Source organism: Nocardia spumae, from assembly GCF_020733635.1.
GTDB lineage: Bacteria > Actinomycetota > Actinomycetes > Mycobacteriales > Mycobacteriaceae > Nocardia > Nocardia spumae.
Genome location: NZ_JAJFZL010000001.1, coordinates 435,927 through 452,834, shown reverse-complemented (window position 1 = coordinate 452,834; position 16,908 = coordinate 435,927). Strand labels below are relative to the sequence as shown.

Here is a 16,908-nt window from a genome sequence, read left to right as displayed (position 1 = left end):
GGACCCCCGGATCAGGGCAGGACCGCGATCGTCAGGGCATCCAGTCGCCCCGCGGCGGCGACGACCTCGTAGGCGGCCACCCGGTCCTCGCGCACGCTGAGCAGAAGAGCCGCCGCCAGACGGCCGTGCGGCGCCACGACCAGGCCCACCCGGCCGTCGACCAGGGCCAGGCCCGCGACCCGGGATCGGCCGCGCAGCAGCACCGTCTCCTCCGCGACGGCCGTCGCGCCGCGCACGAGCGACGCGACCCCCGGTGGAAGCACCTCCGGATCCGCGGTCCGCACGACATCGGGAGACAGGACGTTCAGCAGCCGCCCGATATCACCGGCCCGCGCCGCGGCGAGGAAGGCCGTCACCACCTCACGCTGCCGGACGAGGTCGGGTTCCGGGATCGCCGATGCGCCGCGCACCCGCTGCCGGGCCCGGCTGGCCAGCTTCTTGGTGGTCGCGGCGGTGCGGCCGACGATCGGCGCGATCTCGTCGAAGGGAACGGCGAACAGATCGTGCAGCACGAACGCGACCCGTTCGTCAGGCCCCAGGGTCCGCAACACCACCAGGAGTGCGCGACCGACCGAATCGGCGAGTAGCGCTTCGGATTCGGGCTCCTCGTAGACCGCGCCCGGCGCCGCACCCGCGGGAGCGGCGGCGGTCCGATCCACCGGATCGACGAGATCCTCCTTGCGCGCGGCACGAGAACGCAGCCGGTCCAGGCAGATCCGCGAGACGACGGTGGTCAGCCAGGCGGCGAGATTCTCGATCTCCGGAGCCGCCGGTTCGCGCACGGTGTGCGCACGGTCGAGGCGCAGCCAGGCGTCCTGTACCGCGTCCTCGGCTTCGGCGATCGAGCCCAGCATGCGGTAGGCGATATCGCCCAGCAGATCGCGATGGCCTTCGAAACGCCGCGCCAACTCTTCCCTGTCGCGCACCGGTCACCTTTCTGGGTCGCCGCACGTCGAACGACTGTGGACGGATCCGCCCTGTTCGTCCGCGGCGCGGGCTCGGCCCACGGTTCACGATCGCAGATCAGGGCGCCGCTACCAGCAGGAGGGTGCAGCCGTGCACACCGCATACATCACCGTCACCGTCGTCGCAGCCGCCGTCGTCCTCGGCACGTCCGTCGTCGACATCGTCGCCCCGGACTGGGTACGCGCGAACATGCGCGGCTACGGAGTACCGGACCGGGCCCTGGCACCGCTCGCGGCGATCAAGGCCCTGGGCGCACTCGGCATGCTGGCCGGGCTGGCGATACCGCCGATCGGAATCGCCGCCGCCGTCGGCCTGGTGCTGTACTTCCTCGGCGCCCTGGTCACGATTCTGCGAGCGCGCTGGTACTCGCACCTGCCGTATCCGATGCCGTGCCTGTTGCTGGCACTGGCCGTGACCTGCCTGTTCCCGATCGCCTGAGGGTGGGTGGGTCCGGTCGCTATCCGGCGGTGCGCTCCACCGCCGCGACGACCTCCGACAGCAGCGGCAGCGATTCGTCGCGCTGGGGCGCCCGGGCCCACCAGCGTCCCTCGTGGGTGTGCCGGCCGAATCCGGTCGGCAGAATGACATTACTGCGATGGGAGCCGATATCGACCCCGTGACGCTGCAACCGCAGGGTGCGGTCCACATCCGGATTTCCGTCGAATACCGCGAGAAACGTTCGGCGCGGCGGATGCTCGCGGACCAGCACCGGGCCCGGAATCCCACGCACGGTCAATTCACCGAGTACGAGGGCGCCGAGTGGTTCGGGTGTATTCACCGCGGCCACCGAGTCCACCAGCGGTAATACGACATATCCCGGTGAGGTCACACGCACATGCGGTAATCCGAACAGATCCCGATACGTGTCGGCCCAATCCTGCGGCGTAGCAATCTCTTTCAATCGCACGATGCAACCTCGCTCCCGGTCGATGTCCCGGAGCCGCAGCCGGCTCCGTTCGTCGGTTGTTCCAGTGAATACCGGAAATCACAGCAGTTACACGTGATTCGGTGAATCGCATGCGAATTGTCAGCCACGAGTGTGATTCACCCGCGGCCGCAATTCGCCGGTGCGCCGGCCGGTTGCCGAGTGACACTGCCCGGGTGGGCGATTCGACCGCGACGCGGCGAACCCGGTCATGGGCCGCATCGGAACGGGACGCGGCGCGCGGCGCGCGGGAATCGGCCTGTATCGCGGGGGGCGGCGATCACCACCGATCCCGTGCCGCACCCCGGCCGGTCGGCAGTCCCACCGATCCGAGACGTCCGCTGCAGGCGCAGACCGACCGCGGTCGACCACACTATTTCCCGACGGCGGACCGTCCCCGGATTCCGGTGCTCACGAATCTCATTCCGGGTGGGCCGGCACCGGCTCGATATCGCGCTCGGGGGCCGCGGCCGACGATCTCGGATCGAATCGGTAAATACCAATCGACATCCCGGATTTCCGCAGATCGCACAGGTAGTGTCGGGCCGTAGTACGCCCATGGCACACCGCGTCCGGGAGGTCGTCATGACTTGCGACTTGATGCTCATCGCCTACGACGGATCCGAGAACGCGAAACGGGCCGTCGAATATGCCGGGCGATTTCTGTCCGCCCCCAAAGCCGTGGTGCTGACCGCCTGGGAGCCGATGGTGCGCCAGGCCGCGCGGTTGTCGGGACTTTCCGGGGTGATGCAGCCGGAATGGCTGCCGGACGAGGAGATCGAGGATATCGCCTACGTCGATGCCAAACAGATCAATGCCGAGGGCGTACGGCTGGCCAAATTGGCGGGACTGAATGCGGAGCCGCGCACCGCCGAATGCACGTCGACCATCTGGAATGCGATCGTCGATGTCGCCGACGAACTGAATGTCGACATCATCGTCGCCGGTACCCGCGGCGCCACCGGAATTCGGGCCCTGATGCATTCGAGTGTGGCGGAAGCGGTTCTCAAACATTGCCACCGGCCGATTCTGCTGGTGCCGCCGGGAAAGGAACCCGTTCCGGTGAGCGATCTCGCGGGATAACGTGCCCCCGCCCACATGAGATCTCCGTCGCTACCCCGGCGCGATCGGTCCGGTACAGGACTATGGTCGGGGCACTATGGACGGATTTCTGCTCGCACAACCCGGGGGGTCGGTCCGCACGACCGGCACCCTGCGCGCATTCGACGATGCGTGGCGGGCAGCGGCGGCCCTGCGCGAGGGCGCGGCGGAGCTGATCGTCGGGGCGATCCCGTTCGATCCGGGCGATCCGGCCGCCCTGTGCGAACCCGAGCGGGCCCTGCACAGCGCCGGGGCCTGGCGCCCGGCCGCGGTGCCGCCACTGCCCGAGGTCCGGGTGATCACCGAAATTCCCAGTCCCGCAGAACATATGGCCCGGGTGACCAAGCTCGTCGAGCAGCTGTCGGATCCCGCGCAGCCGTTGCGCAAGGTGGTGGCGGCCCGATCGGTGATCGCCGCGGCCGACGACGCCCTCGACGCGGAGGTGGCGGCCGCTCATCTGCTGGTTCGCCATCCGCTGGCCAATGTCTTCGCGGTGGACCTGACTCCCGCCGGGCGCACCGGGGCCGCGCTCATCGGCGCCACACCGGAGGTTCTCGTCGCCCGCCACGGCGACACCGTCACGCTGCGGCCGCTGGCGGGCACCCTGCCGCGTCATCCCGACCCCGCCGTCGACGCCGAACGCTCCCGAGAGTTGTTGTCCAGCGGTAAGAATCGTGACGAACACGCCTTCGTCATCGAGTGGATCCGGGAGCAGCTGACCCCGGTGTGCGCGGATCTGACCATCCCGGACGGGCCCGAACTACTCGACACCGCCGAGGTGTGGCATCTGGCGACACCCATCACCGGCCGCCTCCGCGACCCCGCTACCACCGCGCTCGACCTGGCCCTGCTACTGCATCCCACACCGGCGGTCTGCGGCACGCCGACCGAGCTGGCGCTGCGGACCATCGCCGATATCGAGGAGCCGCGCGGTTTCTACGGCGGCGCGGTGGGCTGGTGCGATGCGCGCGGCGACGGCGAATGGGTGGTCGCCATCCGCTGCGCCGAATTGTCCGCGGACGGCCGCACCGTGCATGCCTACGGCGGCGGCGGCATCGTCGCGGCGTCCGATCCGCGCACCGAACTGGACGAGACGACCGCGAAACTGCGCACCCTGTTGCACGGATTGTCCTGTTCGGTCCCGGATCGGCCGCGCTGATCCGGCGAGATCCGCATCGCGGGTTGCCGTGCTGCGTACCCGCCTCGACGCGTCCATGTTGTAGGTTGGCTCGGAAGACGCCTGTGTCGATGTTGGGAGAACGCGATGAAGTTTGCCGTCCCGGGAGCCGTGAGCGCCGTCGCCGGAGCTCTGCTCGGTGTGATCGCGGTGTTCATCGTCGTGACGGCGACGGCACAGAACTCGCGGCCCGAGGTGGATCGCAGTGGAGACGCCTCGTCATCGCTGCTGAACAACGTTGAGTACGGCGCTCGCTGAGTCCGGTACCACCGCTGCCCTACCCGCCGACCTCCCGTCCTCGGCCACCGCACCACTGGGCCGGCGCTGGTTCGCCGGCACCGTTCTCGTTGCCTTCCTGCTGACATTTCTGCAGGCACCCGGCCTCACGGTCGCCGATACCAAATACGATCTCGCCCAGAATCCGGTCGGATTCCTGGAGCGCGCCGCCCATCTGTGGAGCAGTCAGGCTCCGATGGGCCAGGTGCAGAACCAGGCGTACGGCTACTTCTTCCCGCACGGGGCCTTCTTCGCACTGGGGCATGTCCTCGGTATTTCTCCCTGGGTGACCCAGCGGATCTGGTGGGCGCTGCTGATCCTGGCCGGTTTCTGGGGCATCGTCCGGCTGTGCGAGGTCCTCGGCATCGGCACCCGGGGCTCCCGGGTGATCGCGGCCGTCGCCTTCGCACTGTCGCCCCGCGTACTCACCACGCTGGGCTCGATCTCGTCGGAGACCCTGCCGATGATGCTGGCGCCGTGGGTGCTGCTCGCACCCGCCGCACTCGGCGCCTTCGGCATGCCACGAGTGCTGTCGGCCCGATCCGGCCGGCGCGCACCGCTGCTGCGCCGGCCGACCGCCGAATCACTGTCGCTGCGCGGCGCCACCTCACCGGCGGCGAGTGCGTTGGCGCTGGCTCTGATGGGTTCGGTCAACGCGGTCGCGACGGTGGCCGCCTTCCTGCCCGCGGCACTGTGGTGGGCCTCGTATCGGCCGAATCGCACCTGGTGGCGCTTCACCCGCGTGTGGATCCCGCTGCTGGCCCTGGGCACCTTCTGGTGGGTGGTACCGCTGCTGGTCCTCGGGAAGGTCAGCCCGCCCTTCCTGGACTACATCGAATCCTCCGGGGTCACCACCCAGTGGGCCGCACTGGGTGAGGTGCTGCGCGGCACCGACAGCTGGACGCCCTATGTCTCGCCGGAGCGGATCGCGGGCGCGGTCCTGGTCACCCAGCCCGCGGCGGTCCTGGCGACCGGTGTCATCGCCGCGGCCGGAATGGCCGGGCTCGCACTGCGTTCCATGCCGGCGCGGGGTCGCTTCACCCTCGTGCTGATCGTCGGACTGGTCGGCATCTGCGCGGGTTACGCCGGCCAGCTCGGCGGACCGTTCGCCGAATCGGTGCGGATATTCCTCGACTCCGGTGGCGCGCCGCTGCGCAATGTGCACAAGCTGGAACCGCTGATCCGGATTCCGCTCGTACTCGGGCTCGCCCATCTGCTGCGCCGGGTACCGCTACCCGCCTCGGTGCCGCTGCCGGTGTGGCGCGGGGCCTTCGCTCATCCGGAACGCAATCGGATGGTCGCGGTGGCGGCGCTGCTGCTCGCGGCGCTGACCCTGTCGACCTCCCTCGCGTGGACCTCCAAGCTGGCGCCGCGCGGCGCCTACGACAAGGTTCCGGCCTATTGGCAGGAGACCGCGGACTGGCTGGCGCACAACGCGTCCGACACCCGGGCACTGGTTGTGCCGGGTGCGCCGTTCGGCAGCCAGATCTGGGGCCTGACCCGCGACGAGCCCCTGCAGGCGCTGGCGAGTACGCCGTGGGCGGTGCGCGATGCGGTGCCGCTCACCCCGCCCGGTGCGATCCGGGCCATGGATTCGGTGCAGCGACTCATCACCGACGGCCGGCCCTCGACCGCACTGGCACCGACCCTGAGCGCCCAGGGCATCGGCATTCTGGTACTGCGCAACGATCTCGATCCCGACACCTCCCGCTCCACCCGGCCGATGCTGGCGCATCAGGCGATCGAGGGATCACCGGGTATCACCGAGGTCGCCGCCTTCGGCAATCCGATCGAGGTGGGCCACGGTGACGGATTGGTCGCCGACGGCGACCTGCGGCCGACCTATCCGGCGATCCAGATCTTCCGAGTACACGCCGACGACCGGACCACACCCGCCGAAATCCACAGCGGCCCCGGCGCTCCCCCGAGTTTTCCCGGTGCGGGCACTGTTCCGCTGGGATCGGTGCCGGTCGTCGAGGGCGGCCCCGAGGTGCTGGAACGATTGCGGCGCGACGGATCCGGCGCCCACGGCCCCGCACTCCTGGCCGCCGACGCGGCCCGGGCCGGACTGACGCCCACCGCGACCACCGTCACCGACACCCCGATGGATCGAGAATCCGACTTCGGCCGGGTCGACAACCACAATTCGGCACTACGCGCGCCCACCGACGCACGCCGCACCCACAACCTCGTCCCCGACTATCCCGTACCCGGCGCGCGGCCGGTCGAGGGCCAGTGGTCCGGTGCGACCGTCACCGCGTCCAGTTCCGCCGCCGACGCCACCCAACTCGGCGGCGCCGCACCCGGCAGTTCCACGGCGGCCGCCTTCGACGGCGATCCGAGTACCGCCTGGTTGAGCACCAGCGCCGAACATGCCGTGGGACAGTGGCTCCGGCTCGGCCTGGACCATCCGATCGCGGCCGGTGCGGTGCGGGTGACGACCAGCCCGGCCGCGATCGGCGATCCGGTGAAGTGGATAGAGGTCCGCACCGCCAACGGCACGGTAGCCGCCCGAATATCCGAACCCGGTGCACCCGTGTCGGTTTCACTGCCACCGGGCCGGACCGATTGGCTCACCATCACCGCGACCCAGACCGAGAACGGCACCGGCGGTGGGCAATTCGGGATCAGCGAGGTCAACCTCTTCGACTATTCGAACCGGGACGAGCCGAAGCCGGTGGATATCCGCCATCGCACCGTCCTGCCGCCGGTCGCGGCCGGAACACGCGTGCGCGGATGGGATCTCGGTCAGGAATTCCCCGGGCGCAGTGGCTGTTTCGACGCACCGGATCGGGTGCGCTGCAGTAAGGGACTGGCGCTGCCGGCCGAGGAACCGGGCAGCTTCGAACGCACGCTCAGCGTGCCGGAACCGGTGAGCGTGAACCCGCGGCTGACCGTCCGCACCCGGCAGGGCCCGGCACTGGAGAATCTGCTGACCGATCCACAGCGGCCGATCGCCCGCGGTAAGGCCGACGTCGGCGATCTGCGCGGTTCGGCATTCGCGGCGACCGACGGCGACCCGCGCACCAGTTGGATCGCCCCCGAGGACACGGTACGCAATCGAACGGGCGCCAAACCCACCCTCTCGATCCAGCTGCCGCGACCGGAACTGGTCACCGGGCTCGAGGTCACGCCGCCGATGGGCGCGCTGCCCGCACGCCCGACCTCGATCGCGGTCAATCTCGGTGACGGACCGCAGATCCGGACGATCCCGCCCGCACCGAAGGATCGCGATCCGGAGGGCCCCACCGGCGGCGAGTCCGCGCCGACCACCACTCCGTCGCCGAAAGCGCCGGCGCCACAACCGAAATCGACCAGCACGCCGGCGCCGATGTCCGCACCGCCGACTCCGATTCGACTCGAATTGCATCCGCAGGTCACCGACCATATCGAGATCAGCATCAATACCTGGAAGACGGTATTGGACCGCACCGCACTGGGTTTGACCCAGCAGCAACCGCCCGGGCTGGCCGAGGTGTCGGTACTGGGCCCCGATTATCCCGCGCCCGCACCCGGCGATCGGCCGGTCACCCTCGACTGCGCGCACGGCCCGACCATCGCCGTGGCGGGCCGGGTGCTGCACACCAGCGTCACCGCGACCGCCGACGAACTGCGCACCGGGCAACCGGTGCCCGCGACGGTCTGCGCGCCGGGCGGTGCGACCGCGGGGCCCGAGGACGGAACAGCAGGCGCCGCCGCTGACAGGACAGACGGCGCCGCCGTCGCGGAGAGGACAGACGGCGCCGCCGTCGCGGAGAGGACAGACGGCGCCGCCGTCGGGGACAGGACAGACGGCGCCGCCGTCGGGGACCCATCGGAGCCGGTCGATCTGCCGGCGGGTTCGGTCGATGTCACCGTGGCGCCCACCGAGATGTTCTCCGTCGACCGATTGCGTATGGACAACACCGCTTTCAGCGATAACGCCGAGGATGCGGCGGGCATGTACGCACCCGCCGGTGATCGGCTCCTGACCCTGCCGCTGAGCACCAACGTCGGCTGGTCGGCGCACACCGCGGACGGTCACACGCTCGCACCGGTCGTGGTCGACGGCTGGAAGCAGGGCTGGATCGTCCCGGCCGCCGCGCACGGCCCGGTGACGGTCGAATTCCCGATCGACCGCTGGTATCGGCTGGCCATCTTCGGCGGACTACTCCTGTTGATTCCGCTACTACTGCTGGCACTCCCCGTCCCGGCCCGCCTGCGTAATCGGTTGCGACACAGCCGCAGCGATGCCCCCCAGGCGGACGGCGCGATCGCGGCGGATGCCGGAGCGCTGTCGTCGCTCGCCGACGCGCCGGCGGATCCGGCAGCCCCGCTGCGCGCGGCCCCCCTCCCCGCGACCGTGCACCGCGATCCACCGCCTCGGACCTGGAACAGCTGGTGGCTCGGCGCCGCCGGTATCGCGATCGCGGCCTCTCTCATCGCCGGACCGGTCGCCACCGGCTGTGCCGCACTGGCTTTGGTCGCGGTACGGATTCTGCCCCGGACACCGTTCGTCCTCGCGGCGATCGCCGGCGTCGCCACGGTTCTCGCCGAGGCGGCGCTGTCCACCGGTCCCTGGCGCTCGGGCACGGTGTACATGGGCGCCTCGCTGTGGGTGCAGTTCCCGGCGGTGGTCGCCGTGGTCGCGGTCGGGGTCGCGGCATTGCCCGCGCGACCACGCATCCGCGTGCGGTGGCGGCGATCGAGCTGACCGCGCTCAGCCCACGCGACGCTTGACCCAGCGCCGCACCGGCTCCTCGATCAGGGCGTAGCTGGCGGCGGCCAGCGGCAGCGTGAATCCGACGGTCAGCAGGAGCACATGGACGAAACCGCCGTTGAACGGGATGAATCCGAAGATCGGGAACATCATCGCCAGCACCACCAGATGCCAGATGAAGATTCCGTACGACCAGCGCCCGATGGTCAGCGCCAGGCGGCTCTCCAGCCCGCGATGCCGGGCGGTGCCGACCACCAGCGGTGCGAGCAGCCCGAATCCGATGAGCGCTCCCAGCCCCATCTTCATCGCGTACTGCCATGATTCACCGCGCGCCAAGCCGGCGGGCCCGGCCAGATCGGTGGTCGCGAGCGCGAAGGCCAGCGCGGCCACCGACCACATCAGCCACCGGTTGCCCAGCCGGCGCTGCCAGCCGGGGGCCGCGATCCCGTTCCGGGCGGCCGCGCCCAATACCTCGGCGAGTTCGGCCAGCACCATCCCGGCCGCGAACCACGGCAGATAGCCGGGCAGCCAGTTGTCGGCGTGGATCGCGTCCGGAGTCGGCACCGGCAGGAAATTCCAGCCCAGGCATATCACCCCGAGCGCCGCGACCGCCCACACTCGCCACCGCGCCCTCGAACCCCGCAGCCCGACCAGCGCCCACGCCAACAGGGGCAGCACCAGATAGAAGGCCATCTCCACCGACAGACTCCACATCTGTGTGAGTCCGTCGGTGAGCGTCAGCGGTACGAAGACCTGCAGCAGTGCGAGATTGGCTCCCCACACCCGCCATCCGGCCGACTGTGCCGCCGAGGGCAGCAGAGTCAGCGCCGCGAACACCACCACCCAGTAGGCGGGCAGGATGCGCGCGGCGCGATGCAGCAGATAGCGGCCGGCCGGCGGCGCGGTCCCCAGATCGCGGGCCGCGGCCGCATGCGGCCGCCACAGCAGGAATCCGGACAGCCCGAAGAAGACGGCGACCGCCATGTCGAACCGCTCCCATACCCGCCCCAGCACCGGCGTCCCCGCGGCGCCGGTCTGGAAGGCGACATGGGTCAGCACCACGCCGAGTGCGGCCAGTCCGCGCAGACCCTCCAGCGCCGGAACGAATCTGCGCGTTCCTGGTACCGGCGCCGGGGCGCCGACCGGCTGCACGGTGCCGGGTATCACGGTCTCGGGGGTTGCGGTCATCGGCTCCAGTCTGCCGCTATCTCGCGGGGACGCGCTTTTTCGGGGTGTTTTCGGCCCTCAGCTCGCCCGGTTGGGGTACACGACTGTTAGTGTCGGGGCTCACGAGTGCTCGTGGTAATGACCGCACCCGGTCGTGAAGCGCACCCGGACGAGACTTGTTCGACGACGAGGAGAGTTTGCATGGCACTCAGTGCCGGTACCAAGAGGACGGTGGCCTGCCTGCTCGTGGGACTCGGTGCGCTGTTGATCGTCGCAGCGATACTGATACCAACCTACGGGGTCAGTCAGTTGGCCAAGACTCCCCTCGACCTCGAGATCACCACCATCGCATCGAACAAGGCCGGTGCGCCCAGCGAGGTGCTGGACTCGAAGTCGCTCACCTCCGGCGACGGCCCGGCGAAGATCGACAAGAACGTCGGGCTGATCTCGCAGCGGTTCCTCACCGTCGAGGACCCCTCGGACAAGACCAACATGACCATCCAGGCCGGTCAGACGCTGCGCAACAAGGACAAGACCGGTGACACCGGCCTGCTGTCGGCGACCATCGACCGGGTCACCATCAACCGCAAGACCGGTGAGCCGATCGACGACGACCCGAACGGCTCCATCGCCGTCACCGTCGACAGCAAGGGCAACAGCGTCCCGGATCCCGTGCAGCACACCGGCCTTCAGTACCGCTTCCCCCTCGGCACCGAGAAGACCACCTACCCGTACTTCGATATCAACGCGCGGCAGTCGTTCGATATGAAGTTCGTGGAGGAGACCGAGATCAACGATCTGAAGGTCTACCACTTCCAGCAGCAGGTGCCGCCGACCGATCTGGCGAAGGTCGTCTCCTCGCCCACCAACCGGCTGACCTTCCCGGCCGCCAAGTGGGGCGTCGAGGGCGAGGGCGATGTCACCATGGATCGCTACTACACCAACACCCGCGACGTGTGGGTGGAACCCCAGACCGGCACCATCGTGAACGGTTCCGAACAGCTGCACCTGTACTACTCGCGCACCGCCGACAAGCCGGAGGTCACCGCGATCAACACCACCCTGGTGTTCGATCCCGACACCGTGCAGTCGCAGGCCGACGAGGCCCGCAAGTACATGGACGAGCTGTCGCTCTACGGCCGCACGCTGCCGATCGTCTTCGGTGTGCTGGGCGCGATCGCGCTGATCGCCGGTCTGGTGCTGGGCCTGCGCGGCGGCGACGGTTCGTCGAAGCCGGGCCGGCTGGTGAAGAAGCCCTCCACCACCCCGCCGGGCGATAAGCCGGGCCAGGCGTTCTCGGACGCGCCCACCCAGCAGATCGACATCAGTAAGAACCTCTAGGACAAGCGTTTCCAGCGCCGACGTGGCTCCCCGGTTTCGAACCGGGGAGCCACTCGCGTATCCGGGGCACGGCGGGAAAGCGGACGCGGCGCGGGGACCTCAGTCGCCCGGCAGCGGTGACAGTCGGCCGGCCCCGCGGCCGGATTCGGGAGCGCGGTCGCGATGCACGCCGCGGATGACGACCGCGACCACCAGTGTCGTTGCCACCGCCGCGATTCCGGTGGCGATCGCGATCAGCACCGGCAGGCTGCGGACGAACGGCAGCGTCACCGCGAGCTCCACGGCCAACCCGGCCCAGATCACGGCGGCCGGTGCGGTGCGGTCCGCGGCGATGGCCGACAACAGCGCGCCCTGCAGGACCGCGAGCAGCGCACCGTCGAGCGCGAACAACCACAGCCACCCCTCGATCGGCGCGTAGTCGTTTCCGGCGAACAGCGGCGCCAGTGGTGACAGCACCGCCGCACCCGCCACGGCGACCGCTCCGATCACCGCCAGCACGGCCAGGGCGGACCGCAACGCGCGCACCGAATGCTGCGGCTGCGCCATGCGCGGATACAGCACCACGCCAACGGCCTGCGGGAGCCAGAAGGCGATCTTCGTCGCGATCGCGCCGAGGGCGTATCGACTGGCGTCGACGTCATCCAGCACGATGCGCGCGATGATCAGATCCGCCGAGGACAGCGCCATCAGCGCGGCCTGAACCTGCGCGGCCCGCAGCACCGCCGCCACATCGGCTGCGCGCGCTGGGCCGGATGCCGGTGCCGCGGCACCCGATTCGCGGGCTCGATCCGCACCCGTCACCGGGCCCAGGGCCCCGGTGATCCGGCGCGCCCCCGCCGCCGCGACGACCAGGCCGAGCGCGGCGCCCCAGAGGGCCACACCCGCATCGCCTCCCGCGGCCAGCAGGATCACCGCCGGGGTCACCCTCAGGATCGCCACGCCGCCGAGAACGGCCGCCAGCCGGCGGAACTGCTGATCACCCTGCAGGATGCCCTGTTCGCCGGATATCAGTACGAGCACCGGCGCGGCCAGCAAGGCCCCGCCCGCCGCCACCGCGTTCACGTGCAGCACCACCGCGACGACCGGTATCAGCGCGATCGCCACCACCGCGACGATGAACGCGCAGCGCCGGGTGAGCCGGCGGACCGTCGCGCCCGCCGCACCGCGCACCAATTCCCGCGCGACGACATTCTGCAGCGCCAGCGCGGGCACCGCGGCCAGCAGCTGCACCGCCAGCAGACTCGCGAACTCGCTGTATCCGGACACTCCGAGCCACCGTCCGGCGAGCAGTTGCAGCAGGTAGCCGGCGACATTCGCGGTCATGGCCCCCGCCGTCACCAGGGTCATATCCGCGACCACGGGTAGACGGCGCAGGGCAAGCATTCCGCCATGGTCCCACCTCGCCGGCCGCAGTCCCAGTCGGGTTCGTCCCGGCCGTGGCGCCGTGGCTCAGTCCATGAGCTGGCGACGGATATCGAGCAGGTGGTGGCGCACCTCGTGCACGGTGTGGACCGCGACCCATCGCAGATCCCGTTCGGTCTGCTCGGGATAGTTGTAGACGACCGTCCGGGACCAGTCCTCGGCCGTGAGCCGATCCAGCACATTGGCCAGCAGCCGGGCCGACATGGTCAGTTCCCGAGCTACCGCGGCGGGATCCTGATCGGCGTAACCATCGTGGTCGGCACGCTCGTCCCGGCCCATGGTGAGGACGGCCGGGCGGGTGGTCCGACGAGCCAGCAGGATTCGCTCCCGCTGCACCAGCAGCACATCGCGCACATGGCAGCCGTATTCGAGCGGTGACCACTGCTGCGCGGTCCGGCGCCGGCGCGGATCGCGAGCACCGGTCAGGGTTGCCGCGAAATCCGCGATACCGGAGGTGATCGCGGCCGCGGCCGCGGGCGCCGCCGCGGGCCGGTACTCGAATCCACATTCGCCACAGCTCTCCATGCCCGGCCATCCCCTTCCTCGACGCGCTGACATCATCGCATTCCCCGTCCCGACCGCATATCGGCCCGACGTAGGGTGACTCACCGTGACCGGGGCTCGAGAATACGGCGACGACACCGGCTCGCCACCGGATCCGACGGGCGGCCCGCGGGTCCGCCCGCCCGGCGCGTCGACGCGGGAGCGGATCGTGCCGGTGGTCTACAGCCTGGCATTGGCGCTGATCGTCGTGGGCCCACTGCTCGGATCCGGATATCTGCTGCTGCGCGATGCCGTCAGCACACCGCGGTCGTACGCGACCGATGCGGCGCTGGGACTCGGCGATGCCGCGCCGCGCGCGGTACCGCAGGACGGGTTGCTGGCCGCACTCTCGGTGATCGTGGACGGCGGGATCGTCGTCAAGATCGTGCTGGTGGTGGCGTTGACCGCCGCCGGCTGGGGTGCGGCCCGACTGGCCCGGGCGCTGTTGCGGGTATCGCTGGCGCCGCAACTGGTCGCCGCGACCGTGGCGATCTGGAACCCGTATGTGGCCGAGCGACTGCTGCAGGGTCACTGGAGCCTGCTGACCGGATACGCGGCGCTGCCGTGGACGGTCCTGTTCGCCCGGCGCATCGGAATCCACTCGGTTCTCGTCGACCGGATGGGAACGATGCCCGCGCTCCGCCGGTGGCTCATGCTCGCCGGTGTCCTCGCCGCCGCCGGACTGACCCCGACTGGATCACTGCTGGCGGGACTGGTCGCCGTGCTGACCGTCGGACGGCGGAATCTGCTCGGCACGATCGGCGTATGGCTGCTCAGTGCGAGTCCCTGGCTGGTGGCGACGGCCCTGTCCGGCAGCGGCGCCGAACCCTCCGATCCGGCCGGTGTGGCAGCGTTCGCGGCGCGTGCGGAACCCGGACTGGGCACACTCGCGAGCCTCGCCGGACTCGGCGGCATCTGGAACGGTGACGCTGTACCGGATTCGCGGACCACGTGGTTCGCGATCGTCGCGACACTCGTACTGCTGGGCACCGTCCTGTCCGGGGTATTCGCGGTGGCCACAGCCGGTGACCCGGCCACCCGCCACCCCCGCCGGATGCTGCTGGCGCTGGCGGCTGTCAGCATCCTGCTGCCGGCCCTGGGCGCGACGGCCTGGGGCCTGTCGATCGGTGAATCCGTGATCGAGTGGATCCCCGGCGCCGGGCTGCTGCGCGATACGCAGAAGTATGTGGCGCTGGCCATGCCCGCCTTCGCCCTGTGCGCCGCGGCCGGTTGTCGCACTCTCGCCGCGTGCGCCCGCCGGGGCGGCACGAAAGCCGAGACCTCGAATACCGTGGCGGCACAACCACTTGTCGCGGTCCTGTATGTCGCCGCGCTGATCCTCACCCTGCCCGATCTGGCGTGGGGAATCGGCGGCGCCCTGCGACCGGTGCACTACCCCGCTGCCTGGCAGCGAGTGGCCGACATCGTCGACGGCCCCGGCGACGTCGCGGTCCTGCCCGCGGGCATGTTTCGCGAATTCCCCCGCAGCGGAAGGGTTCCGGTACTGGACCCCGCACCGCGTATGCTGCGCTCGAACGTCCTGCAAACCGGCGTCCTGCCGGTGCGCGGACAGGTGGTCGCGGGTGAGGGCGCGCGCGCACAGCGAGTGGAGAACCTGCTGCTGAGTGGGGCGCCGCCCGCCGAACTCGCCGCGCGGGGGGTGGGGTGGATACTCGTCGAGCACCGCACTCCCGGCGCCCTCGGGGATTCGAATCGGACTGTGGCACAGATGGAGCCGGTGTACTCCGATGACGACCTCACCCTCTATCGGATACCCGGCGTGCGGGAGGTGGCGAAGGCGTCGCCGGGTGACCGCGCCATCGCGCTCACCACACATGCGCTGTGGGCGGCGTTACTGCTGGGCGGGCTGGTCGCGGCCGTGATCGACGCGTCGATCGGCCGGCGGCGGAGCGCTACCATCCGATGACGAGAGCGCCGCGCCGACTACCCGGACCCGAGTTCCGGGCGCCGAGGACTATTCCGGGGAACGTCCGGTGACCAGACCCGATACGAATTCGCCGCGCGCCGCGGCGGCCAGCACCTGCCCCACCCCGTAACCGGTTTGCTCCCAGGAGAATTCGCGCGCACGGGCCCGGGCCTTCGCACCCATCACGATGCGTGCCCCGGAGTCGGTGAGCAGCTCGCCCACGGTCTCGGTGAGCTGCGCCGAATCATCGACCAGAACGCCGGTCACGCCGTCGACGACGGAATCGGTGAGACCGCGCGAACTGCGGTAACCGATGGTCGGGACGCCGTGCTGGGCGGCCTCGATCACCGCGAGCCCCCAGCCCTCCTTGCGGGAGGGCAAAACCTGAACCCAAGCGCGAGAGAGCAATTCGTGTTTGCGCGGCTCGTCGACATAACCGTGGAAATCGACCGCATCGGCGATACCGAGTTCGCGCGCACGGTGTTTCAGGTTGTCGGCCCACCAACCGTCGCCGACCACGTCCAGGCGCAGGCCCGGTAGGCGGTGGCGCAGACCGGCGACAACGGCCAGTGCGTCCTCGATCTGCTTGTGCGGCACCAGTCGCGACAGCACCACCACACTCGGGTACGGCGTGCGCATCGGTTCGGCGCCGGTCGGTGACTGTGCGGGTATCGGTTCCGCACCGTTGCGCACCACCGCCACCCGCATCGGGTCCACGCCGAGCGATGCCAGTTCCTCGGCCGAGGGCAGCGATACCGTCAGATACTGGTCACGGCGATGTACCCGGGGGGACAGCCATGACTCGATCCACCAGCCGATCCGGCCGATCACGCGCCCCGCCACCGGCCACTGCTCACGGTGACCGTGGTGAACCAGGACCACCGACGGCGCACCCGACACCGTGCGCGCGAAGAACGGGATTCCGTTCTGGGTATCGATCACCGCATCGGGGCGCACACCGCGCAGTGGGCCGAATCCGAGGCGCCCCGCGGCGATCGCCGCCAGCGCACGCGGATAGACGCTGTAGCGGCCCCCGGCCCGGCTGATCTCGATCCCGTCGACCCGTTCCCGCCGCGCCGCGCCGCGATATCGCGCGGTCCGCAGCGTCACCTTCACCCCGCGCGCGGCCAGCTGGGCACCGACCTGTTCCAGGTACCGCTCGCTGCCGCCCCCCTGCGGATGTCCGGTATCGCGCCAGCACAACAGCAACACCTCGCGCACCGACTCACGCCGCGCGGACGCCGTGACGACGGCGGGTGCGACCTCGGCCGATGCTGTCCGGGCTGCCGATACGGCGGTTTCGCCCTGTCTCGTGCCGTGCGCCTGCGCAACCGCCGACGGGTCGCTGGGGCTGGTAGGGCGCA

13 protein-coding genes are annotated in these 16,908 nt (G+C 70.1%); 7 read left to right on the top strand and 6 right to left on the bottom strand.

What is annotated here, in order from left to right; all coding sequences use genetic code 11:
* Window positions 1-11: 11 nt before the first annotated feature.
* Window positions 12-926, bottom strand: coding sequence for a sigma-70 family RNA polymerase sigma factor (locus LKD76_RS02025; RefSeq protein ID WP_227979214.1), 915 nt, complete (start codon window positions 924-926; stop codon window positions 12-14).
* A gap of 130 nt (window positions 927-1,056) precedes the next feature.
* Between LKD76_RS02025 and LKD76_RS02020 the strand changes: the two genes are divergently transcribed.
* A complete protein-coding gene (locus tag LKD76_RS02020; protein ID WP_227979213.1) occupies window positions 1,057-1,404 on the top strand; it encodes a DoxX family protein in 348 nt (115 codons plus the stop codon).
* Window positions 1,405-1,423: 19 nt separating this feature from the next.
* Here the strand turns inward: LKD76_RS02020 and LKD76_RS02015 are convergent, their stop codons facing one another.
* The gene (locus LKD76_RS02015; protein ID WP_227979212.1) at window positions 1,424-1,873 is read right to left on the bottom strand and encodes a VOC family protein; all 450 of its coding nucleotides are present in this window, start codon (window positions 1,871-1,873) and stop codon (window positions 1,424-1,426) included.
* Window positions 1,874-2,476: 603 nt separating this feature from the next.
* Between LKD76_RS02015 and LKD76_RS02010 the strand changes: the two genes are divergently transcribed.
* From LKD76_RS02010 to LKD76_RS01995, 4 genes are all read left to right on the top strand, one after another.
* Window positions 2,477-2,974: a universal stress protein gene (locus tag LKD76_RS02010; protein WP_227979211.1), complete on the top strand. Its 498-nt coding sequence runs from the start codon at window positions 2,477-2,479 to the stop codon at window positions 2,972-2,974.
* Between the two features lie 76 nt (window positions 2,975-3,050).
* Window positions 3,051-4,151 carry an isochorismate synthase gene (locus LKD76_RS02005; protein WP_227979210.1) on the top strand — a complete coding sequence of 367 codons (1,101 nt, stop codon included), beginning with the start codon at window positions 3,051-3,053 and terminating at the stop codon, window positions 4,149-4,151.
* Between the two features lie 105 nt (window positions 4,152-4,256).
* Window positions 4,257-4,427 carry a DUF2613 domain-containing protein gene (locus LKD76_RS02000; protein ID WP_227979209.1) on the top strand — a complete coding sequence of 57 codons (171 nt, stop codon included), beginning with the start codon at window positions 4,257-4,259 and terminating at the stop codon, window positions 4,425-4,427.
* A gap of 55 nt (window positions 4,428-4,482) precedes the next feature.
* Window positions 4,483-9,138: an alpha-(1->3)-arabinofuranosyltransferase domain-containing protein gene (locus LKD76_RS01995; RefSeq protein WP_227985060.1), complete on the top strand. Its 4,656-nt coding sequence runs from the start codon at window positions 4,483-4,485 to the stop codon at window positions 9,136-9,138.
* A 6-nt stretch (window positions 9,139-9,144) separates the two neighbouring features.
* Here LKD76_RS01995 and LKD76_RS01990 read toward each other — a convergent pair whose 3' ends face one another.
* Window positions 9,145-10,332 carry an acyltransferase family protein gene (locus tag LKD76_RS01990; protein ID WP_227979208.1) on the bottom strand — a complete coding sequence of 396 codons (1,188 nt, stop codon included), beginning with the start codon at window positions 10,330-10,332 and terminating at the stop codon, window positions 9,145-9,147.
* Window positions 10,333-10,512: 180 nt separating this feature from the next.
* Between LKD76_RS01990 and pgfA the strand changes: the two genes are divergently transcribed.
* Entirely contained in the window at window positions 10,513-11,652 is a 1,140-nt protein-coding gene (gene pgfA / locus LKD76_RS01985; protein ID WP_227979207.1) for a cell envelope lipid trafficking protein PgfA, read from the top strand.
* 99 nt (window positions 11,653-11,751) lie between these two features.
* Here pgfA and LKD76_RS01980 read toward each other — a convergent pair whose 3' ends face one another.
* Together LKD76_RS01980 and LKD76_RS01975 are read right to left on the bottom strand one after the other, a co-directional pair.
* The gene (locus tag LKD76_RS01980; protein WP_227979206.1) at window positions 11,752-13,035 is read right to left on the bottom strand and encodes a polysaccharide biosynthesis protein; all 1,284 of its coding nucleotides are present in this window, start codon (window positions 13,033-13,035) and stop codon (window positions 11,752-11,754) included.
* A 66-nt stretch (window positions 13,036-13,101) separates the two neighbouring features.
* Window positions 13,102-13,599 (bottom strand): DinB family protein, encoded by a 498-nt coding sequence (locus tag LKD76_RS01975; RefSeq protein WP_227979205.1) that lies wholly within the window; start codon window positions 13,597-13,599, stop codon window positions 13,102-13,104.
* Window positions 13,600-13,786: 187 nt separating this feature from the next.
* Here LKD76_RS01975 and LKD76_RS01970 point away from each other — a divergent pair, with 187 nt between their 5' ends.
* Complete coding sequence (locus LKD76_RS01970) at window positions 13,787-15,544, top strand: MmpA family trehalose lipid delivery protein (RefSeq protein ID WP_227985059.1); 1,758 nt, start codon at window positions 13,787-13,789, stop codon at window positions 15,542-15,544.
* A 48-nt stretch (window positions 15,545-15,592) separates the two neighbouring features.
* Here the strand turns inward: LKD76_RS01970 and LKD76_RS01965 are convergent, their stop codons facing one another.
* A complete protein-coding gene (locus LKD76_RS01965) occupies window positions 15,593-16,765 on the bottom strand; it encodes a glycosyltransferase family 4 protein (RefSeq protein WP_227985058.1) in 1,173 nt (390 codons plus the stop codon).
* Window positions 16,766-16,908 lie beyond the last annotated feature (143 nt).